Annotated in this window: 18 protein-coding genes; 8 read left to right on the top strand and 10 right to left on the bottom strand. The window is 67.4% G+C overall.

Annotated features, from left to right (window positions below; translation table 11 throughout):
- The first annotated feature begins 18 nt into the window (after positions 1-18).
- From ACWMMN_RS26080 to ACWMMN_RS26065, 4 genes are all read left to right on the top strand, one after another.
- Positions 19-1,068, top strand: coding sequence for a C45 family autoproteolytic acyltransferase/hydrolase (locus tag ACWMMN_RS26080; RefSeq protein WP_486423316.1), 1,050 nt, complete (start codon positions 19-21; stop codon positions 1,066-1,068).
- Positions 1,069-1,083: 15 nt separating this feature from the next.
- On the top strand, positions 1,084-2,418 hold the full coding sequence (locus tag ACWMMN_RS26075; RefSeq protein ID WP_059237090.1) for an aspartate aminotransferase family protein: 1,335 nt from the start codon (positions 1,084-1,086) through the stop codon (positions 2,416-2,418).
- A gap of 32 nt (positions 2,419-2,450) precedes the next feature.
- Positions 2,451-3,005, top strand: a complete 555-nt coding sequence (locus tag ACWMMN_RS26070) for a carboxymuconolactone decarboxylase family protein (protein WP_486423315.1) — start codon at positions 2,451-2,453, stop codon at positions 3,003-3,005.
- A 160-nt stretch (positions 3,006-3,165) separates the two neighbouring features.
- The gene (locus ACWMMN_RS26065; protein ID WP_486423314.1) at positions 3,166-3,924 is read left to right on the top strand and encodes an extensin; all 759 of its coding nucleotides are present in this window, start codon (positions 3,166-3,168) and stop codon (positions 3,922-3,924) included.
- An 87-nt stretch (positions 3,925-4,011) separates the two neighbouring features.
- Here ACWMMN_RS26065 and ahpF read toward each other — a convergent pair whose 3' ends face one another.
- From ahpF to ACWMMN_RS26050, 3 genes are all read right to left on the bottom strand, one after another.
- Positions 4,012-5,610, bottom strand: coding sequence for an alkyl hydroperoxide reductase subunit F (gene ahpF, locus ACWMMN_RS26060; RefSeq protein ID WP_486423313.1), 1,599 nt, complete (start codon positions 5,608-5,610; stop codon positions 4,012-4,014).
- A 117-nt stretch (positions 5,611-5,727) separates the two neighbouring features.
- Positions 5,728-6,291 (bottom strand): alkyl hydroperoxide reductase subunit C, encoded by a 564-nt coding sequence (ahpC, locus tag ACWMMN_RS26055; protein ID WP_006488685.1) that lies wholly within the window; start codon positions 6,289-6,291, stop codon positions 5,728-5,730.
- Positions 6,292-6,443: 152 nt separating this feature from the next.
- Positions 6,444-7,340, bottom strand: a complete 897-nt coding sequence (locus tag ACWMMN_RS26050; protein WP_059237086.1) for a LysR substrate-binding domain-containing protein — start codon at positions 7,338-7,340, stop codon at positions 6,444-6,446.
- 178 nt (positions 7,341-7,518) lie between these two features.
- Here ACWMMN_RS26050 and ACWMMN_RS26045 point away from each other — a divergent pair, with 178 nt between their 5' ends.
- Genes ACWMMN_RS26045 through ACWMMN_RS26035 form a run of 3 tightly spaced genes read left to right on the top strand, consistent with a single transcriptional unit; the run spans position 7,519 to position 10,479 of the window.
- Positions 7,519-8,685: a branched-chain amino acid ABC transporter substrate-binding protein gene (locus tag ACWMMN_RS26045; RefSeq protein ID WP_059237085.1), complete on the top strand. Its 1,167-nt coding sequence runs from the start codon at positions 7,519-7,521 to the stop codon at positions 8,683-8,685.
- 26 nt (positions 8,686-8,711) lie between these two features.
- Entirely contained in the window at positions 8,712-9,236 is a 525-nt protein-coding gene (locus ACWMMN_RS26040) for an L-2-amino-thiazoline-4-carboxylic acid hydrolase (RefSeq protein WP_174991889.1), read from the top strand.
- Positions 9,229-10,479, top strand: a complete 1,251-nt coding sequence (locus ACWMMN_RS26035; protein ID WP_486423312.1) for a Zn-dependent hydrolase — start codon at positions 9,229-9,231, stop codon at positions 10,477-10,479. The genes ACWMMN_RS26040 and ACWMMN_RS26035 overlap by 8 nt, the downstream gene beginning before the upstream one ends.
- Before the next feature lie 82 nt (positions 10,480-10,561).
- Here the strand turns inward: ACWMMN_RS26035 and ACWMMN_RS26030 are convergent, their stop codons facing one another.
- Together ACWMMN_RS26030 and ACWMMN_RS26025 are read right to left on the bottom strand one after the other, a co-directional pair.
- Positions 10,562-11,044 (bottom strand): GNAT family N-acetyltransferase, encoded by a 483-nt coding sequence (locus ACWMMN_RS26030; RefSeq protein ID WP_486423311.1) that lies wholly within the window; start codon positions 11,042-11,044, stop codon positions 10,562-10,564.
- Between the two features lie 29 nt (positions 11,045-11,073).
- On the bottom strand, positions 11,074-11,910 hold the full coding sequence (locus ACWMMN_RS26025; RefSeq protein ID WP_340625084.1) for a c-type cytochrome: 837 nt from the start codon (positions 11,908-11,910) through the stop codon (positions 11,074-11,076).
- Positions 11,911-12,153: 243 nt separating this feature from the next.
- Here ACWMMN_RS26025 and ACWMMN_RS26020 point away from each other — a divergent pair, with 243 nt between their 5' ends.
- The gene (locus ACWMMN_RS26020) at positions 12,154-12,999 is read left to right on the top strand and encodes a DUF3626 domain-containing protein (RefSeq protein WP_059237080.1); all 846 of its coding nucleotides are present in this window, start codon (positions 12,154-12,156) and stop codon (positions 12,997-12,999) included.
- A 29-nt stretch (positions 13,000-13,028) separates the two neighbouring features.
- Here the strand turns inward: ACWMMN_RS26020 and ACWMMN_RS26015 are convergent, their stop codons facing one another.
- The 5 genes from ACWMMN_RS26015 to pgaB all read right to left on the bottom strand — a co-directional run bounded on the left by ACWMMN_RS26015 (position 13,029) and on the right by pgaB (position 20,063).
- Positions 13,029-14,297 carry a hypothetical protein gene (locus ACWMMN_RS26015; protein WP_420874387.1) on the bottom strand — a complete coding sequence of 423 codons (1,269 nt, stop codon included), beginning with the start codon at positions 14,295-14,297 and terminating at the stop codon, positions 13,029-13,031.
- Positions 14,294-16,117, bottom strand: coding sequence for a glutamine--fructose-6-phosphate transaminase (isomerizing) (gene glmS / locus ACWMMN_RS26010; protein WP_486423310.1), 1,824 nt, complete (start codon positions 16,115-16,117; stop codon positions 14,294-14,296). The genes ACWMMN_RS26015 and glmS overlap by 4 nt, the downstream gene beginning before the upstream one ends.
- Positions 16,118-16,235: 118 nt before the next feature.
- A complete protein-coding gene (locus tag ACWMMN_RS26005) occupies positions 16,236-16,724 on the bottom strand; it encodes a hypothetical protein (RefSeq protein ID WP_059237077.1) in 489 nt (162 codons plus the stop codon).
- Positions 16,702-17,973: a poly-beta-1,6-N-acetyl-D-glucosamine synthase gene (gene pgaC / locus ACWMMN_RS26000; protein ID WP_174991886.1), complete on the bottom strand. Its 1,272-nt coding sequence runs from the start codon at positions 17,971-17,973 to the stop codon at positions 16,702-16,704. The genes ACWMMN_RS26005 and pgaC overlap by 23 nt, the downstream gene beginning before the upstream one ends.
- Positions 17,970-20,063 (bottom strand): poly-beta-1,6-N-acetyl-D-glucosamine N-deacetylase PgaB, encoded by a 2,094-nt coding sequence (pgaB, locus tag ACWMMN_RS25995; protein ID WP_486423309.1) that lies wholly within the window; start codon positions 20,061-20,063, stop codon positions 17,970-17,972. Before pgaB ends, pgaC begins: the two co-directional genes overlap by 4 nt.
- Positions 20,064-20,070 lie beyond the last annotated feature (7 nt).

Genomic DNA, 20,070 nt, shown 5'->3' with positions numbered 1-20,070 from the left:
CAAACCGAAATGGCCGACATGCCGCTTTCCCTTTCCCCCGTCATCGCCGGTGCGCCGTTCGACATCGGCGTGCGCCTCGGCGAACTCGCCCGCCCCGTATTCGACACGTACATGCAGCAGAGCAGCGCGTGGCAGGCCGTGCGCCGCTGGCGCGGCCATCCGTTCGTCGCTGCGCTGCGGCAGGCCGCGCTGGCCGCGTACCCCGATCTCGTCGCGGAACTGGACGGGATCGCGGCGGGCATCGGCTGGCCGGCCGACGACATTTTCCTGTGGAACTGCCGTGGCGAGCTGATCCACCACGCGCCGGACGGCTGCACGACGCTCGCCGCGCGCGACGCCAACGGCACACGCTGGATCGCGCACAACGAGGACGGCGATCCGTTCCTGCGCGAGCGGTGCCTGCTCGTCGACGTGCAGCCGGCGGGCAAGCCGGGTTTCATCAGTTTCTATTACCCCGGTTCGCTGCCGGGCCATACGTTTGCCGCGAACCGGGCGGGTATCGCGCAAGCGATCAACAACCTGCGAATCCGTACGCCGGCGCCGGGCGTGCCGCGCATGATCCTCGCGCGTGCGGTGCTCGACGCGACGTCGCTCGATGCGGCGGCCGACGTATTGCGCGCGCATGCACGCGCAAGCGGCTTTCATCACACGCTCGGCGCGACCGGCGATGGCCGCTTGCTGAGCATCGAAGCGAGCGTTGCGCGCTGCTCGGTCGTCGACGTCGCACGGCTCGCGGGCCATGCGAACCATCTCGTGCATCCCGGTTGCGATGCGCAAGCACAGATCGTCACGCAATCGTCGGCCGACCGCCAGCGCCGCGTCGACGCGCTGACGCCCGGCATCGACACGATCGACGAAGCCGCGCTGCTGGGCGTGCTCGGCGATCGCGCGCCGGAAGGGCTGCCGATCTACCGCGACGACCCGGCCGACCCCGACGACGAGAACACGCTGGCCACCGCCGTGTTCGCGATCGGTGCGGCCGCGATCGATTTCACCATTCACCAACACGGCACGCAGCGTTTTGCGACGCGCATCGTGCCGTCCGGACGCGCGCACGACGCGTCCTGATCCATGAGGCAACGCATGACGACCGTTTTCCATCGCGCTCCGCGCGCCACCTTGCCCGTTGCCGTTGCAGGCGACGGCATCGAGATCATCGATTCCACCGGCAAACGCTATATCGACGCGTGCGGCGGCGCGGCCGTGTCGTGTCTCGGCCACAGCAATCAGCGCGTGATCGACGCGATCAAGCGTCAGGCGCAGCAACTGGCGTACGCGCATACGTCGTTCTTCACGACCGACGTGGCCGAGGAACTCGCCGACCGGCTCGTCGATGCCGCGCCGGCCGGCCTCGAACACGTGTACTTCGTGTCGGGCGGTTCGGAGGCGATCGAGGCCGCGCTGAAGCTCGCGCGCCAGTATTTCGTCGAGAAGGGCGAGCCGCAGCGCCGGCATTTCATCGCGCGGCGGCAGAGCTATCACGGCAACACGCTCGGCGCACTCGCGATCGGAGGCAACGCATGGCGGCGCGAGCCGTTCCTGCCGCTGCTGATCGAGGCGCACCACGTGAGCCCGTGCTATGCGTACCGCGACCGGCAATCGGGCGAAACCGACGAAGCGTACGCACAGCGTCTGGCGGACGAGCTCGAACGGAAGATCGTCGAACTCGGCGCGGACAACGTTGCGGCATTCGTCGCGGAAACGGTGGTAGGCGCAACGGCCGGCGCGGTGCCGCCGGTGCGCACGTACCTGAAGCAGATTCGCGCGGTGTGTGACAAGTACGGCGTGCTGCTGATCCTCGACGAGATCATGTCGGGGATGGGGCGCACGGGCTACCTGTATGCGTGCGAAGAAGACGGTATCGCGCCCGACCTGCTGACGATCGCGAAAGGGCTTGGCGCGGGCTATCAGCCGATCGGTGCGACGCTCGTCAGCGACCGCATCTACCGGACGATCGTCGATGGCTCGGGCTTCTTCCAGCACGGCCATACCTACCTCGGCCATGCGACTGCGTGTGCGGCCGCGCTCGAAGTACAGCGCGTGATCGCCGAAGAGAAGCTGCTCGACAACGTGAAGGCGCGCGGCGAGCAACTGCGGGCGTCATTGCGCGAGCACTACGGCGCGCATCCGCATGTCGGCGACGTGCGCGGCCGCGGGCTGTTCGTCGGCGTCGAACTCGTGCGCGATCGCGACACCAAGGCGACGTTCGATCCCGCGCTGAAGCTGCATGCGGCGGTCAAGCGCGAAGCGATGCAGCGCGGGTTGATGGTGTATCCGATGGGTGGCACGATCGATGGCGTCCACGGCGATCACATCCTGGTGGCGCCGCCGTTCATCAGCACCGCTCAGCAGATCGATACGATCGTCGAGCGACTGTCGGGCGCGCTCGGCGCGGCGCTCGCGTCGGCCGGTGCATGAACTTTTTCGTCGAACCTGGTCCGGACCTTGCCATGACAAACAGATTGCCTCCGTTCGATCCCGCATCGGCCACCGATGAGCAGAAAGCCGTGCTGGCCGACATTCTCAGCGGCCCGCGCGGCAACCTGAACGGGCCGTTCCTCGGCTGGATCGCGAGCCCCGAGCTGGCGCAGCACGCGCAGAAGGTCGGCGCGTTCTGCCGCTATCGCACGGGCCTGCCGCTGCGGCTGTCGGAACTCGCAATTCTCGTGACGGCTGCACGCTGGCGCTCGCAGGCCGAGTGGCACATCCATCATCCGATCGCGCTCGACGCGGGCGTGCCGGCCGCGACGGCCGACGCGATCCGGCTTGGCGTCGCACCCGCATTCGAATCGGACGACGATGCGCTGATCCATGCGTTCGCGAGCGAGCTGTACGATACGCGGCGCGTCAGCGACGCGACGTTCTCACGTGCGCAAGCACGCTTCGGCCACGAAACCGTCGTGAATCTCGTTGCATTGCTCGGCTATTACGCGCTTGTCGCGATGACGCTCAACACGTTCGGCATGCGTGCGGACGGACAGACGGAATTGCCGTTTCCGGAGTAAAGGCGGCGCTTCGATCGGGCCGGAGCAGGGCGGCGATACGTCTGACGAACGTCACGCCGAGCGGCTCCCGGCACAATGCAACCAAATGTATTCATGCGGGATCGCCGGCCGATGGCCGCGTATGATGGCTTGTTCACGTCGACATGATCGGTGAGCAAGCATGACGAGTACCCGCAAGACCTTGATGATCGCCGGTGGGCTCCTGGTAGCCGCGGCCGGCACTGCCTACGTGATGCTCCTGCGCGCGGACCACCGTGCGATCGAAGACGCCGGTATCGGCGATTCGGCCGCGCCGGTTGCCGTGGCGCCCGCGAACAACGATCACGCGGTGCAGGGCACCATTGCGCCGCCGGCGCTCGCCGCCGCGGCGCCGCAGCAACAGGCTGCGGTTCCGCCCCCGTCACCCGCACCGGCGCCTGCGCCGGCCGCACCCGCGCGCGTCAGCGCCGCGCCGCCTTCTGCCCCGGCTGTACCGGTCGTCAGCGACAAAGCGCAGCCGGTGACGAAGCCGGGTGCGCCGCCGCCGAAGGTGAATGTCGTGACGGTCGATGCGCAGGATTCGACCCCGCCAGCGCCGCCGCCGGCCGCCCAGCAGGCACAGCCGGCCGCGCCGGCGCAGGCCACGCAACGTGCGCCGCGCAAGCGCGACGGCCTCGAACGTCACGCGACCGCTACGACGAAATCCGAAACGCCGGAGACGGCCGCGCTCGTCCGGGAATCGGCGAAGCTCGACCCGTCGTTGCCCGCGCCGCCGATGTCGTCGATGCCGGCAAGCGCCGGTTCGTACCGGCAGGGGAGTTCGTCGTCCGGCGCGAATCCGGTTGCCGCCGCGATGACCGAACAACTGGTCCGGGCGTCGAGCAACTTCAAGTCGACGACACCCGCGCCTGCGAACGGCGATCCGACCGCGACCAAGTAACCGCGATCGGTTTCGGAATAAAAAGGACCCCGCACGCCGACCAAAGCATGCGGGGCCAAGAGAGACAATCGGGTATGCCGACGGGCGTTATGCGGCGACCGCTTCCTCGGCTTGCGGCTGCGCAGCGGCGACCGGCGCCACGTCCTGGCGGATCAGGTGATCGAACGCGCCGAGCGATGCCTTCGCGCCTTCACCCACGGCGATCACGATCTGCTTGAACGGCACCGTCGTCACGTCGCCGGCGGCGAACACGCCCGGCACCGACGTCGCACCGCGCGCATCGACGACGATCTCGCCGTGCTTCGACAGTTCGACCGTCCCTTTCAGCCATTCGGTGTTCGGCACGAGGCCGATCTGCACGAACACGCCTTCGAGATCGATGCGCTGCGTGTCGCCCGAGCGCAGATCCTTGTAGACGAGCCCGTTCAGCTTGCTGCCGTCGCCGGTCAGTTCGGTCGTCTGCGCCTGCGTGACGATCGTCACGTTCGGCAGGCTGCGCAGCTTGCGCTGCAGCACTTCGTCCGCGCGCAGTTGCGCACCGTACTCGATCAGCGTGACCGCCTTCACGATGCCGGCGAGGTCGATCGCGGCCTCGACGCCCGAGTTGCCGCCGCCGACCACTGCCACACGCTTGCCCTTGAACAGCGGGCCGTCGCAGTGCGGGCAGTACGCGACACCGCGGTTGCGGTACTCGCGCTCGCCCGGCACGTTGATCTCGCGCCAGCGCGCGCCGGTCGCGAGCACGATCGTCTTCGCCTTCAGCACCGCGCCGTTCGCGAGGTGGATCTGGTGCACGTCGCCCGGAATCAGCGCGTCGGCGCGCTGCACGTCCATGATGTCGACGTCGTACTGCTTCACGTGCTGCTCGAGTGCCGTTGCGAACTTCGGCCCTTCGGTTTCCTGCACCGACACGAAGTTCTCGATCGCCATCGTGTCGAGCACCTGGCCACCGAAACGCTCGGCGACGACGCCCGTCGCGATGCCCTTGCGGGCCGAGTAGATCGCGGCTGCCGCGCCTGCCGGGCCGCCGCCGACGATCAGCGTGTCGAACACCGGCTTGTTTTCGAGCGACTTCGCGGCGCGTTCGCCGGCGCCCGTATCGAGCTTCGCGAGGATTTCCTTCACGCTGCTGCGGCCCTGTCCGAACGAGGCGCCGTTCAGGAACATCGTCGGCACGGCCATGATCTGGCGCGACTCGACTTCATCCTGGAACAGCGCGCCGTCGATCGCGACGTGACGGATGCGCGGGTTGATCAGCGACATCACGTTCAGCGCCTGCACGACTTCCGGGCAGTTCTGGCACGACAGCGAGAAAAACGTCTCGAACGCGTAGTCGCCGTCGAGCGCGCGGATCTGCGCGATGACATCGTCGTCGAGCTTGATCGGGTGGCCGCCCGTCTGCAGCAATGCGAGCACGAGCGACGTGAATTCATGGCCCATCGGGATGCCGGCGAAGCGGATGCCGGCCGGCTTGCCCGGCTCGCCGATCGAGAACGACGGCTTGCGCTCGGCGTCGTCGCGGCGCTCGGTCACGGTCACGCGATCCGTCAGCGACGCAATCTCGTTCAGCAGCGCCAGCAGTTCCTGCGATTTCGCGCCGTCGTCGAGCGAGGCGACGAGTTCGATCGGGCGCGTGATTTTTTCGAGGTACGCTTTGAGTTGGTTCTTGAGATTGGCGTCGAGCATGGCGTTTCGGATTCCGTATTGATTATGCTGGTCGGGCACGTCGTGCCGGAGGAGGGGGCGGGCCGCGCTGCGGCGGCCCGCCGTCGCGCGCCTCGTGCGAGGCGCGCGGCGCGATCGTCAGATCTTGCCGATCAGGTCGAGCGACGGGGTCAGCGTTTCCGCACCCGGCGTCCACTTGGCCGGGCACACTTCACCCGGGTGCGCCGCGATGTATTGCGCAGCCTGCACCTTGCGCAGCAGTTCGCCTGCGTCGCGGCCGATGCCGTTGTCGTGGATTTCGCACAGCTTGATCTCGCCTTCCGGGTTGATCACGAACGTGCCGCGCAGGGCCATCCCTTCTTCCTCGATCAGCACGTCGAAGTTGCGCGACAGCGTGAGCGTCGGGTCGCCGATCATCGGGTACTTGATCTTGCCGATCGTGTCCGACGTGTCGTGCCATGCCTTGTGCGTGAAGTGCGTGTCGGTCGACACGCCGTAGATTTCGACACCCAGCTTCTGGAATTCCGCGTAACGGTCGGCGAGGTCGCCCAGCTCGGTCGGGCAGACGAACGTGAAGTCGGCCGGGTAGAACACGACGACGGACCACTTGCCCTTGAAGTTCTCTTCCGAGACGGGCACGAAATCGCCGTTGTGGTAAGCGGTTGCCTTGAACGGCTTGATTTGGGTGTTGATGATCGGCATCTGGAGAATTCCTTTTCGTCAGTGGTGAGTGGAGTGTTGCCAGTATCCGGGTTCACCCTGAGTTTGGGAAATTGCTTGTTTCAATCCGGGGCATCGGGATTTTCTATCTGCTTCCGGCCCTTGATTGCGTGGAGTTGGCGGGATGCCTCCGCTCAAATCCCCGCCATCTTCCTCAGCCACGCCGCCAGCCGCCGAGCCCCGTCCGGCATATCCGCGTCTTCGCGCGTGCACAGGTAGTAATCGCGCCCGTCGTCGAGCGCGTGATCGAACAGCTTCACCAGTTCGCCGTTCGCCAGCTCGCGCTCGACCAGCGGCGCACGCAGCAGCGCCGCGCCGAGATCCGCACGCGCGGCGCTCAGCGTGAGCTGCCCATCCTCGAACATCGGTCCCACCGCGTGTGACACATGCCGCACGCCGGCGCCCTGCAGCCAGTTGACCCACGTGCTGCGGTCCTCGTCGTGCACGAGCGGCGCACGCGCGAGATCGGCCGGCGTGCGGAACGGCCCGTGGCGCTTCAGGAACGACGGGCTGCACATCGGCACCATCGCGCCCGGCAGCAGCCGCTCGCAGCGGTAGCCGGGCCAGTCGCCGGTGCCGAAGCGGATCGACAGGTCCGACGCATCGCTTCGGTAGTTGCGGTGATGTGCGTACAGCACCGTCACGTCGACATCCGTGTTGTCCGCGAGGAACGCGTGCAGCCGGGGAATGAACCAGCCGATGCCGAGCAGCGGAATCAGGCTGACGGTGATCTGCCGCAGCGACGAACGGTCGCGTACGAAGCGCGTCGCGCTGCGCAGCACCGAGAACGCGGCGCTGATCGACCGGTAGTAGTCGCGCCCTTCGTCGGTGAGCGCGAGCAGCCGACCCTCGCGCACCGTCAGCGGCGTCTGGATGAATGCTTCCAGCAGTTGCAGCTGATGACTGACCGCCGACGGCGTGATGTCGAGTTCGCCCGCCGCCGCGGTGACCGACCCGAGACGCGCAAACGCTTCGAACGCACGTACCGCGCGCAGCGGCGGATCGTGCGGCAATTGTTCGATATTTTTCATGTGTCGAATTTTATCGAAAAGTCAGGGAAAGCAACAACATGAAAATATCCTTTGTTTACAGGGTTATGCTTTAATGTGCCGAGAACGGCATAAGCATCCAACAATTGGGTATTTGGGGTTTGGGTGATGAATATTTAATATTTTTCATGTTTTGATCCGATTCACCGATCCCTCGCACATGAAAATCGCATTTCTCCACGCCAGCCTCGCATGCTCGGCGGCCGCCCTGGTCGCCTCCGTTCCCGCGTTCGCGCAATCCGCGCCGCAGACGATCCTGATCGGTCTCGCCGCGCCGCTTACCGGCCCGTCCGCGCGGATCGGCAAGGATCTGCAGAACGGCGCGCAACTCGCGATCGACGACGCGAACGCGAAACATCCGGCCATCGGCGGCAAGCCGGTCGTCTACAAGCTCGTCGCAGCCGACGACCAGTCCGATCCGCGCACGGCCGTCGCGGTCGCGCAGCAACTCGTCGACCAGCACGTGATCGGCGTCGTCGGTCACTGGAACACGGGCTGCAGCGTGCCGGCGTCGCGCGTGTACCGCGATGCGGGCATCCCGCAGATTGCGCCGGCGTCCACCGGCCATCAATACACGCAACAGGGCTACGCGACAGCGTTCCGCATCATGGGTCACGACGACGCAGGCGGCAATTTCACCGGCGCGTACGCGGTGAAGACGCTGAAGGCGAAGCGCATCGCGGTGATCGACGATCGCACGTCGTTCGGCGCGGGGCTGGCCGAGCAGTTCATCAAGGGCGTGCAGGCGAACGGCGGCACGATCGTCGATCGTCAGTACGTGAACGACAAGTCGACCGACTTCAGCGGCGTGCTGACCGCGATCAAGGGCAAGCGCGCGGATCTCGTGTTCTTCGGCGGCCTCGACGCACAGGCCGCGCCGATCTCGCGCCGGATGCGCCAGCTCGGCGTGAACGCGCCGCTGCTCGGCGCGGGCGGCTTCGTGAGCCAGACCTTCCTGTCGCTCGCGGGCAAGGACGGCGACGGCGTGACGGCGCTCGAGCCGGGCCTGCCGCTCGACCGGATGCCGGGCGGCAAGGCGTTCGACACGCAATACCAGGCACGCTTCCGTGCGCCGATCGAACTGCATGCGCCGTTCGCGTACGACGCGGCCGCCACGCTGATCGCGGCCGCGCAGAAGGCCGGCACGACACAGCCGGCGAAGCTGGTCGCGGCGGTGCGCGCGATCGAGCGGCCAGGCGTGACGGGGCGCATCGCGTTCGACGCCGAAGGCAACCTGAAGGACCCGGCTTTCACGATCTACCAGGTGCGCGGCGGCAAGTGGACCGTCGTCGATGTGCTCGGCGGCGCGCGCACCGCAGTCAAGTAAGCAACCGGACAACGAAGACGATCCCCATGACCGAAGCGACCCAGACATCCGCCGCCGCACCCGAGGACACGCGCCTCGGGATCCTCGCGCGGCGCCGCATCGAAGCGGAAATCATCAAGCCGATCTACGAAATCATGAAGCGCGAGTTCGGCGCCGAGCGCGCGCAGGGCGTGATCGCGGAAGCCGTGCGCGGCGCGGCCGTCGACGCGGGCCGCACGTTCGCCGCGCAGGAGCCTGGCGGCACGAGCGTGCAGTCGTTCATCGCGCTGCAGGTGCTGTGGGAGAAGGACGATGCGCTCGATGTCGAGGTGCGGCGTGCGGACGACGCGCACTACGACTACGACGTGCATCGCTGCAGCTACGCGGAGATGTATCACGCAATGGGGCTCGGCGAGATCGGGCACCTGCTGAGCTGCGCGCGCGACAGCTATTTCATCCAGGGCTATGCGCCCGACATCGCGCTCACGCGCACGAGCACGATCATGCAGGGCGGCAAGCGCTGCGACTTCCGCTACGCACGGCAAAGCGCGCCGGAGAACGGCGATGCGTGACGACACCGTGAATGCGCCGCGTGTCGACGGCGACCGTCTGTGGACGTCGCTCGAGCGGATGGCGCAGATCGGCGCGACGCCGAAGGGCGGCGTCTGCCGCCTCGCGCTGACCGATCTCGATCGCGAATCGCGCGACCTGTTCGTGCAATGGGCGCGCGACGCCGGCTGCACGGTGCGCGTCGACCGGATGGGCAACGTGTTCGCGCGCCGCGCGGGCCGCAACCCCGATGCCGCGCCGGTGATGACGGGCTCGCACGCCGATTCGCAGCCGACCGGCGGCCGCTACGACGGCATCTACGGCGTGCTCGGCGGGCTGGAAGTCGTGCGCGCGCTGAACGATGCGGGTATCGAGACCGAGCGTCCGGTCGACGTCGTGATCTGGACCAACGAGGAAGGCTCGCGCTTCGCACCGGCGATGGTGTCGGCCGGCGTGTTCTCGGGCGTCTATACGCTCGAATACGGGCTGTCGCGTACCGATGGCGCGGGCAGGACGATCGGCGAGGAACTCGAACGGATCGGCTACGCGGGCGCCGAACCCGTCGGCGGCTATCCAGTGCACGCGGCGTATGAACTGCATATCGAGCAGGGCCCGATTCTCGAACGGGCCGGCAAGACGATCGGCGTCGTGACGGCCGGGCAGGGGCAGCGCTGGTACGAAGTGACGCTGACCGGCGTCGACGCGCATGCGGGCACGACGCCGATGGAGGTCCGTCGCGATGCGCTGGTCGGTGCCGCGCGGATGATCTCGTTCATCGAAGTGCTCGGCCGCCGTCACGCACCGTATGCGCGCGCAACGGTCGGGATGATCGAGGCGCGGCCGAATTCGCGCAACACGGTGCCGGGCGGCTGTTTCTTCACGGTCGAATTCCGTCACCCCGACGATGCGGTGCTCGACGAACTGGATGCGGTGCTGCGTGCGGAGCTTGCACGCGTGGCCGACGAAACCGGGCTCGGCGCGCAGATCGAGCAGATCTTCACGTATGCGCCGATCCCGTTCGCGCCGCGCTGCATCGACACGGTGCGTGATGCGGCCGAGGTGCTCGGGCTGTCGCACATGGATATCGTGTCCGGCGCGGGCCATGACGCGTGCTATGTCGCGCGGGTTGCGCCGACCGGGATGATCTTCGTGCCGTGCGTCGACGGGCTGAGCCACAACGAAGCCGAAGCGATTACGCCCGAATGGGCGGCGGCGGGCGCCGACGTACTGTTGCGTGCGGTGCTGCAGAGCGCGCAGGAAGCCTGAGGGTGATGCGCGCGGCCCGGCGGGAAGGGGTTCGCCGGGCTGAACGTGCATCCTTCCGGCGCGGCGCCGCGCGCGGGTGGCGTCAGGCTGACGGCGAACGCCGATCGATGTAACGGCGCATCACATGGAACGCCGTATCGGTGCGGCCCGGCATCGTCATCAACGCGCCATCGGCCGCAAACCCGAGCTGTTCGTAGAACCGGTACGCCGCTTCGCGCGCCGTACACCAGACGAGCGCGGCGCCGCGTTGTTCCGCGTGCCGCACGCAAACCTGCACCAACACACGCCCGAATCCCATGCCGCGCACGGCAGGGTGGACGGCCATCCCGCGCAGCCGCCACGCCGGCCGCGCAGGGTCGTCGTCGCGCGGCTCCTCGCAGAGCGATGCGACTGCCACGATGCTCGACCGGCCGTCGCGCACGCCGACGTGCAGCGTCGTCGGCGCATGGTCTCCCGCCAGTTCGCACGCGGTCAGGTCGCCGTTCAGCAGGATCGTCGCCCTGAGCGGGTGCGTCTGCACGGCGTCGATCGGTGCGATGGTGAACAGCGTGTCGCGTGGCGCCATCAACGTCCCCTGGATGATCCGGCTGCCCGTTACTTGCCGGCCTTGCGCTTTGCCCTATCCGCGAGATACGCGACGATCTGGTCGAGTTCGCGGTCGCTCAACTGGTCGGGCGGAAACGCCGGCATGCTGCGGCCCGGCCAGTCGCGCACCGATGCCGGGTTGCGGATATAGCGGCGCAGCGCGGCCGGCTGGAAGTAGTCGACCGGATTCATCGGCGCGTTCAGGTCAGGGCCGGCGTGGCTGCTGCCCGCGCCGTCGAGCCGGTGGCACGCGAGACATTGCGTGACGAACAGCCGCTGTCCCGCGCGGGCCGGATCGTCGGCGGGCAATGCGGCATCGACGGCGAGCGACGGCCAGCGCGCGAGCGGCGACGATTCGATCGTCACGCGCACGATCTGGTACGGCCACTGCTCGCCGCGCACCGACGACGCATCCGGCCCGAGCCACACGAGGTAGAACGGCCCGGCGCTGACCTGCTTGCCGGGCAGCTTCGGCCACGGATGGGCCGGATCCTCGATCGCGAGCCACGGGACGGCGCGGGACGGTGCCTGGCGGCGCACGAGATCCATCGGCAGTTGCGCGGCGAAGCCGTCGGCCGCGCGGGTTTCGAGCACGCCGTCGGCCGGCAGCGGCGTATCGCCGAGCAGCGCGGCGAACGGCACCGCGCGGAACGTCATCGGCCGGCCATACGCGATGTCGCGCGGCACGTGGATGTCCGTGGCGTCGGGGCGCGCGAGCAGCGTCTGCCGGGTGAGGGTGCGGGCCGTGCCGTCGGTTTCGAGTTCGAGCGTGGACTGGGCCGACGCGCGTTGTCCGATCAGGCAGACCATCAGCAGCACGAGCGAAAACCACTGGCGCTTCAGCATTCGTTCTCCTGGGAAGGGCGTTCCGGCGGCGGCAGGAGGCGGGCGCCGCGGCCGATGGAAGGAATCGGGCGACAGTCTATCCGCTACGCGCGGCGCTGGCGAATTCTGCGACGGAGGGGCGATCGGAGCACGTGCGCGGTAGTATCGTGCTTCGGCACGTGCCCGACGCGGCCATCCGCCCCGGCGCCGGGCCGGCAACGCCACGATACCGTCGGCAACGTTCGACGCTACCGGACACCACGCATGGACACTGCCGCAGACCGGGCGCTCGCCCATATCCGACGATCCTGGCCGCCGCCGGAGCGGCTGGGCCCTGCCTTCCCCGTTACGCTCAATTTTCATCCGGATACGCTGGCCGCCGGCATCGGCACGCTCGAGCGGATTGTCCGCGACGGCATGTACCGGTCGCAGTTCGAAACGGCGACGAGCAATGGCGGCCTGACCGCGTATCCCGGCGGCGATCGCTGGCAATGGGAAAGCAGGATGTTCGGGCGGGCATACGATGATGCCGATCCCGCACTGCGGCCCAAGTACGGTGCGCTGAATCATCGGCTCGATCCGGTTGGCGGATCGAGACGCTTTGGATCCTGTCATTTGCGTCTGCGCAACGACGTGCACCGGCGAACGACCTTCTGCTATCCGGATAGCCATTACCAGCCCGCGCATTTCGCGATCCAGGACTGCACGGCGCTGATCCCGCTCGCGGCTGAAAACCGCGACGGGCTCGATGCGCTGCTCGACAACTACATCGAGGCGCAGGTCCACGGTGCGGTCAGTCTCGGCGACGATGTCGACGCGATCGTGCTCGATCCGAGCTATCGCGATACGCCGGTCGAGGCGGCGGCGGGGCGGTCGGGCTGCCGGGTCGAGTGGCACGGCGGTTTCCGGCTGTCGCTGGATCGGCTTGCCGAGTGCGAGCAGTTCCGCGGGCCGGCGGCAGCCGATGCCATCGCGCAGATTGCCGTCGACCGCGTCGTGACGCCGGCCGTGCTCGGCCGCGCGCGCGACGGCGTGCTCGACTACCAGACGGCCAAGTGGGTGTGGCATTGCGTGGCGCGGTTCGGCCAGGGTAGCGGGATCGCCGGCTGAACGGCTTCAACCGGGCGGGTCATGCGGCGTCAATGACTCGAACAAGGCACTTCGCCGTTCGGCATCGGCGTGTCGCGCTCCGCTTCGAAATCGGCTTCGCGCGTGCCCGACGGCGTCAGCGACACGAAATGCATCGCCGTGCCGCGCGCCGGGAACCCGGCGATACCGGTCGAGCCCCACGGAATCGGCGAACGCTGCATGCCACTTACCGAAATGTCCGATGCCCCAAGCGCCAGCGTCAGCAGCCGCCCGTCGCGGGTCGGTACGTACGCATGCGTGCCGGAGACCCCGATGCCGGCTTCGCGCACCGACGCCGGCAGGCAATCGAGCGTCGCCGTGCGGCGGCCGTCCGGGGCGATCAGGATCGCGACGCCGCGATCGTCCGCTGTCGTCGTGACGACGATGAAGCGATCGATTTCCGGCACATAGGCCGACGAGTACACGTAGTACCGGATCCTGTCGTTCAGCGTCCCGAGCAGGTCCAGCCTGGCCGTGACGGGATCGAACGTCGCGTACTCGAGCGTCGCGTCGGTGCTGCCTTCGATGAATTTCTGCCAGACGAGCAACGCGGTGCGCGGCGAGCCCGCGATCACGGGCCACCACTCGCGGCGGTGCGGCGCGACCGCCACGTGGTTCAGCACACGTCCGGCCGCGTCGTAGGTTTTCAGGTAGACGCCGTTGCCGGTGCCGAGATTGTCGACGCCGCCGCCGTCGACCCAGTCGGCCGAATAGAACACGACGAAGCGTTCGCCGACCGTTGCGACATGGCCCGAATGGCCGCCCGGCTCGACGTCGTTCGGGTAGGGCTTGACGGGCTTCAGGTCGCGTCGATAGACGCCATAGCGCTGGCTGACTTCCTGCGGTGCGTTCCAGCCGTCCTCGAACGTGACGAAGATGTCGCCGCGCGCGTTCTGCGCGATCGATACCGGTTCCTGTGCCTCGGGGCGGCTGATGAACGTGCGGACATGCAGCAGGCGCGGCTTGCCCGGCAGCCATTCGCCGACGTACACGTCATGCGGCCAGTTGCCGTTGCGCAGCGCGCCGCGCGGCACGATGCCCGAACTGCTGAAGAACACCCAGCGCTTGCCGTTGCCGGCATCGGCCACGCCGATGCCGTGCATGAAGCGGCGCGGGTCGCCGGTTTCCTGCGGCGTCGACGCCGCCGGCACGGCGACCGTATGCACGGCCGGCGCGACCGCGAGCGCGAACAGCGGCACCGCGCCGATGCAGCACGCGCCGCAGAGCGCGGCCGCGACGCGCTTCACGGCCGCCCGCGCCGGGCGCATTCGCCGCGTCATTCGACGGTCACCGATTTCGCGAGGTTGCGCGGCTTGTCGACGTCGGCGCCGCGCGCGCAGCCGACGTGATAGGCGAGCAGCTGCAGCGGGATCACGTTGACGATCGGCGACAGCAGGTCGCCCGACTCGCGTACGCGGATCAGGTGCGTGTCGCGGTCGGCGTCGATTTCGAGCTGGTTGCCGGCCAGCACGTAGAGCCGGCCGCCGCGCGCGCGAACCTCGGCCATGTTGGACTTCAGCTTCTGGAACAGGCGGTCGTCCGGCGCGATCGTGACGACCGGCATCGCGCTCGTGACGAGTGCGAGCGGGCCGTGCTTCAGCTCGCCGGCCGCATAGCCTTCCGCGTGGATGTACGACACTTCCTTGAGCTTCAGCGCGCCTTCCATCGCGATCGGGAAATGGATGCCGCGCCCGAGGAACAGCGCGTTCTCGGTGTGCGCGAACTTCGCGGCCCAGCCCATGATCTGCGTTTCCAGCGCAAGTGCGTGGCCGATGCGGTCGGACAGCGCACGCAACTGCTTCAGGTGCATCGCGACGTGCGCCGCGTCGAGCCGGCCGCGCTGTTGCGCCAGCGTCAGCGTCAGCACGAACAGCGCGACGAGCTGCGTCGTGAACGCCTTGGTCGACGCGACGCCGAGCTCGATACCGGCTCGCGTGAGAAACCGCAGCGGCGCGTTGCGCGCGATCGTGCTGGTCGCGACGTTGCAGATCGCCATCGACAGCGCCTGGCCCATCGCGCGCGCCTGTTCGAGCGCGCCGATCGTGTCGGCCGTTTCGCCCGACTGCGAGATGCCGACGACGAGCGTGCGCGGATCGGCCACCGTGTCGCGGTAGCGGAATTCGCTGGCGATCTCGACCTGCGCGGGAATGCCGGCGATGCTCTCCAGCCAGTATTTCGCGGTCAGGCCCGCGTAGTAGCTGGTGCCGCAGCCGAGCAGCAGCACGCTCCTGACTCTCGACAACAGCGCGTGCGCGCCGTCGGTCGCATCGAACAGCGCCGGCGAGATCGTGTCGATGCCGTCGAGCGTGCTGTCGATCGCCTTCGGCTGCTCGAAGATTTCCTTCTGCATGAAGTGCTGGTACGGACCGAGCGCGGCGTCGCCTTCGCGCGCCTTCACTTCACAGAGCGGGCGCCGGGCTTCATGCCCGCCCGAGTCGATCACGGCGATGCGGTCCGGCGTGATCAACGCGACATCGCCGTCTTCGAGGTAGACGAAACGGTCGGTCAGGTCGCCGAGCGCCGCGCAGTCCGACGCGAGGTAGTTCTGATCGGCGCCGATGCCGATCACGAGCGGCGAGCCGGCGCGCGCGGCGACGAGGCGTTGCGGCTCGCGTGCGCTCAGCACCGCGATCGCATACGCGCCGTGCAGCCGCTTGACGGCGCGCACGACCGCGTCGAACAGGTCGTCGCGATAGACGCTGTGGATCAGGTGCGCGATCACCTCGGTGTCGGTCTGGCCGCGAAACGTGTAGCCGCGTTCCCGCAGCTCGACGCGCAGCGCGTCGTGATTCTCGATGATCCCGTTGTGCACGACCGCGATCGTGTCGCCGGACATGATCGGATGCGCGTTCGTTTCCGACGGTGCGCCATGCGTCGCCCAGCGGGTATGCGCGATGCAGGTCTGCGCTTCCAGGCCGAGCGTCAGCACGCGCGCCTGCAGGTCCGTCACGCGCCGCAACGTGCGTTCGCTGCGCAGACGGCCGTCGCCCTGCACGGCGATGCCGCACGAATCGTAGCCGCGATACTCGAGCCGGCTCAACGCATTGACCAGTTGCGGCACCTGATTGTTCAGGCCGCTTGCTCCGACGATTCCGCACATGATTCACCTCGTCCAGAAGAAGTTGCCGGCCTGCCGGCGATGCATGGCAGCGCGGCGTCAGGAGCGGCGCCGCGCCGCACGGATGGCGTCCCGTGCGCGGCGGCGCGTCTCCGCTGAATTACTCGCGGGGCTGCGGCCCCGCGTGGGCGACCCATTCGATGCCGGAAATGGAGCCGTTCGCGTCGTGCGACGCGACGAGAATGCGTGTCGTGCGCCGCGCGCCACGCCGGCGGGCGCCGGCCAGCGCGGTGGCCGGCACCGAGCGCACCTTCGCGCTGGCCGAGCGCCGCAGCATCTTCGACACGCGCAGCCGGTAGGCGAGCGGATGCACGACGCGCCCCGCGATCAGCCACGTGACGATCGTGCCCGCGATGGTCGCGATCGCGGTCGCGTAGAACACCATCTGTTCGATCGGCATCTCGGCCTGGTTGAACGGCAGCAGGTAGCGGTACGTATAGATGCAGATCGACGCCCACACGGCTCCGACCAGCGCCGGCCGCACGAGGCGGAACCAGACGACCAGCACGGAGCCGGCGATGCGGCCGCGTTCGGCGATCATTTCGCGCGGCGTGCGCAGGGAAAGGTCAATAATCGGCGCGTTCTTCATGTTGAATGCCTCGGTCGGGGCTGACCCATACGGCCCGCTTGCCGCGGCCCCGCAGCACGACGGCCGGCAGGGCGACGACGGTGGTGATCATGCTGATCAGCCAGAAAGCAACGGGATACCAGATGGTGTCCAGGAAATACATCAGGAGTTTTTCGTCATACTGACGATCGATCATGCTGCCGATGATCAGCTGCAGGATGCAGGTGGCGACCAGCAGCATTCCGTGCCAGTGCGGCACGACCGATACGTGCCAGCTCGGCGGCAACGGGTAGACGACGTCGACCAGCGCGAGCAGCAGGATGAACGACATCGAATAGGCCCACGCGATGCCGATCAGGTATTCGACGAACAGCGGCCACATCATCATCTGCGTCGGCCGCGCGAGCGTGCCCGCATATTTCATCAGCACCTGGATGCCGCCTTTCGACCAGCGCAGCCGCTGCCGGTAAAGGCCCTTCAGCGTCTCGGGCATCAGGATCCAGCTCAGCGCATGCGGCTCGTACACGACGCGCCAGTCGCGGCACTGCAGCTTCCAGCTGATGTCGATGTCCTCGGTCAGCATGTCCGAGCTCCAGTAGCCGACGTCGGCGAGTGCGGTCTTGCGGAACATCGTGATGACGCCCGACACCGTGAAGATGCGGCCGTACACCTGCTGCGTGCGCTTGATCAGCCCGACGATCGACGAGAATTCGCCGACCTGCATGCGGCCGAGCAGCGACGTGCGCGTGCGGATGCGCGGGTTGCCGGTCACGGCGCCGACGCCCGGGTCGGTCAGGAAGTGCTCGAGCATCCAGCCGATCGCATCGTGCGCGAGCAGCGCGTCGCCGTCGATGCAGAGCAGGTACTCCGCGTTGGATATCGCGGCCGCGGTGGTGAGCCCGACCGCCTTGCCTTCGTTGCGTGCGTGATGGATCACGAGCAGCCGTGGAATCTCGACCGCCAGCTCGTTGAGGATCTCGCCGGTGCGATCCTGGCTGCCGTCATTGACCGCGATGATGTCGTAGTTCGGATACTGCATCCGGGTCAGGTGGCTGATCACGCTGCGCGCGTTCGCGGCTTCGTTGAAGCAGGGCACGATGATCGAGATCTTCGGGATGCCGCTCGACGCGATCGTCCGTGTCGACAGCTCGCGGCCTTCTTCCAGCAGGAAGTAGTGCACGACGCCGCCGATCATCCACAGATACGACATGAAGAACGGGTAGTAGAAGACGAAATCCTGCAGGCGCTGGATGATGCCGTGGGTGGTCATGGCGTCTTTGCTCCGTGCGACTGCTGCATCTGCATCAGCGCGTTGATCGAGGTGGCGTCGAGGCGTGACTTCAGCGACATCACGTCGCGCATCGTGTCGAGCTCCGGCTGGCCGTTCAGGAAGTTGTCCGGGTAGTACCCGAAGTTCACGGCGCCCTCGCTGCGTAGCCGTCGCATCTGGGCGAGCAGCGTGCTGGCCGGCACGTCCTTGTGTGCGTGCCAGTCGTACGACTGCAGTTCGAACACGGTGCGTTGCAGCCCGCGCTGCTTCGCGCGCACGGCCCGCACGAGCTGGTCCAGCCAGCCTTCGGGGTCCTTCGCCTGCTCCATGTACGGCATCGCCATCAGCGCGACGTAGTCGTAGGTGGCGAGGAAATCGTCGTAGTTCTGCGCATACCACGCTTCCGACTCGGGCTTGAGCACCGGCAGCGCGAAGATGTTGCGCGCGGTCAGCACGTCGCCGACGTTCTGGTGCGCCAGCACGATCTGCTCGAGCTGCCGGGTCAGGTCGATCAGATAACGCGATTTCTCGCGCGTCCAGCGCTTCATCAGGTCGGGGTTCTCGCGGATCTTGCCGACGTCGGCCGGCAGCCCCCATTGCGAATAGGTGCGCAGCGCGTGCTGGCCCGCATCCTCGTAGTCGTCGAGCACGGCGTCGTCGCTGAACAGGATGCCGCTGAACGACGCGTGCTTGCTGAGATCCTCGTAGATCTGCTGGATCATCAGCCGCGCATCCGGATCGAACGGGCTCAGCCGGAACACGCGCGTGCCGTTCTCGCGGGCCGGCGCGCCGCCGTATGCGCTGACGGCCTCGAGCCCGCGCTGCTTGTCGGCCGGCGGCCGGAACGCGAGCACCGGCATCCACGCGTACACCTGCACGTTGGAGCGCGTATTGAGCTGCCACGCGGCGCGCGAGAACAGGTCGGCGCGCATCGGCAGGTGCCGGTTCGGGAAATACACCGATTCGGCCACGCCGGTGCCCTTCGGGTCCGCAAACGCCTGCAGATACACCGATTTGGGCTGCATCCGGTAGATACGCTCGATCAACTTGCCGAGATTCGCTTCCTGGCGCGCGGGATCGGGATCGTAGACCTGGTCGAGATCGACCTGCACGGTGCGCTCCGGCACGTCGACGTCGCCGCGGTTGGACGCCGGCTCGCGCATCGAGCGTTCGAACCCGCCGATATCGACGTCGTACATCATCAGGATCCGTCTCAGCCGGTCCAGCGGCACGTCCGGCGTATTCGGGCCGGCATCGAGGCTGAACTGGATGTCCATGCCGAGCGACGTCGATATCTGGCGCACCGGCTGGTTTTCCGCGCCGTAGGGCCACACCATCGAGCGTGCGACGATGCCCGTGTGTTCGTGGATCTGCCGCACGCATGTCTGCAGGTCGTCGTGCACGCGCGCCTGGAATTCGGCATCGGTTTCATAACGTTTCTGGTCCTGCAGGTAGAGGTGCGAGGTGGTCGCCGGCAACTCGTTGCCTTGCGGATTCGCGATCGCGCCATGATGGAGGTTGTGGGTGTGGCAGCCGAGCTCGACGAGGTGCGACTGGCCGAGCTGCTTCACTTCGTCCCACGACATGAAGTAGTCGCGCGGCACCTGGACCTTGTCGCTGATGCGGATCGGCGTATCCGGTGGCGTATCGATCCACGCGGTGACGATGCCCATCACGGCCGGATACTTGAAGCGCTCGAGCAGCGGCAGCACCTTCGTGTAGTGGCTGCGAAAGCCGTCGTCGAACGTGAGCAGCACCGCGCGCGGCGGCAGCGGCCTGCCGCCGTGCCGCGACTCCTCGATCTGCCTGACCGTGACGGTGTGGTAGTTGTTGGTCTGCAGCCACGAGAAGATCGCGGTCAGCGTACCGGTATCGACCGCGAACGGATCGACCATCGCCGTCGGCGACGAAAACGACGCCATCAGGTTGTCGCGCACATCGTGCATGCAGATCACGCGGAATGTCTTGCCGTCGGCCGGATCGGACGGCGGCAGCAGGTCGATCATCTTGGCGTTCGTCACGCCCGGGAACATCGAACAGGCGGCAAACGTGCCGAGGCATCCGCACATGAAGGTCCGTCTGGTTTGCATTGCGCGA

Source organism: Burkholderia cepacia complex sp. TUM26381 (assembly GCF_057439935.1).
The sequence above is the reverse complement of the archived record's forward strand: the minus strand, read 5'-3'. Positions and strand labels throughout refer to the sequence as shown.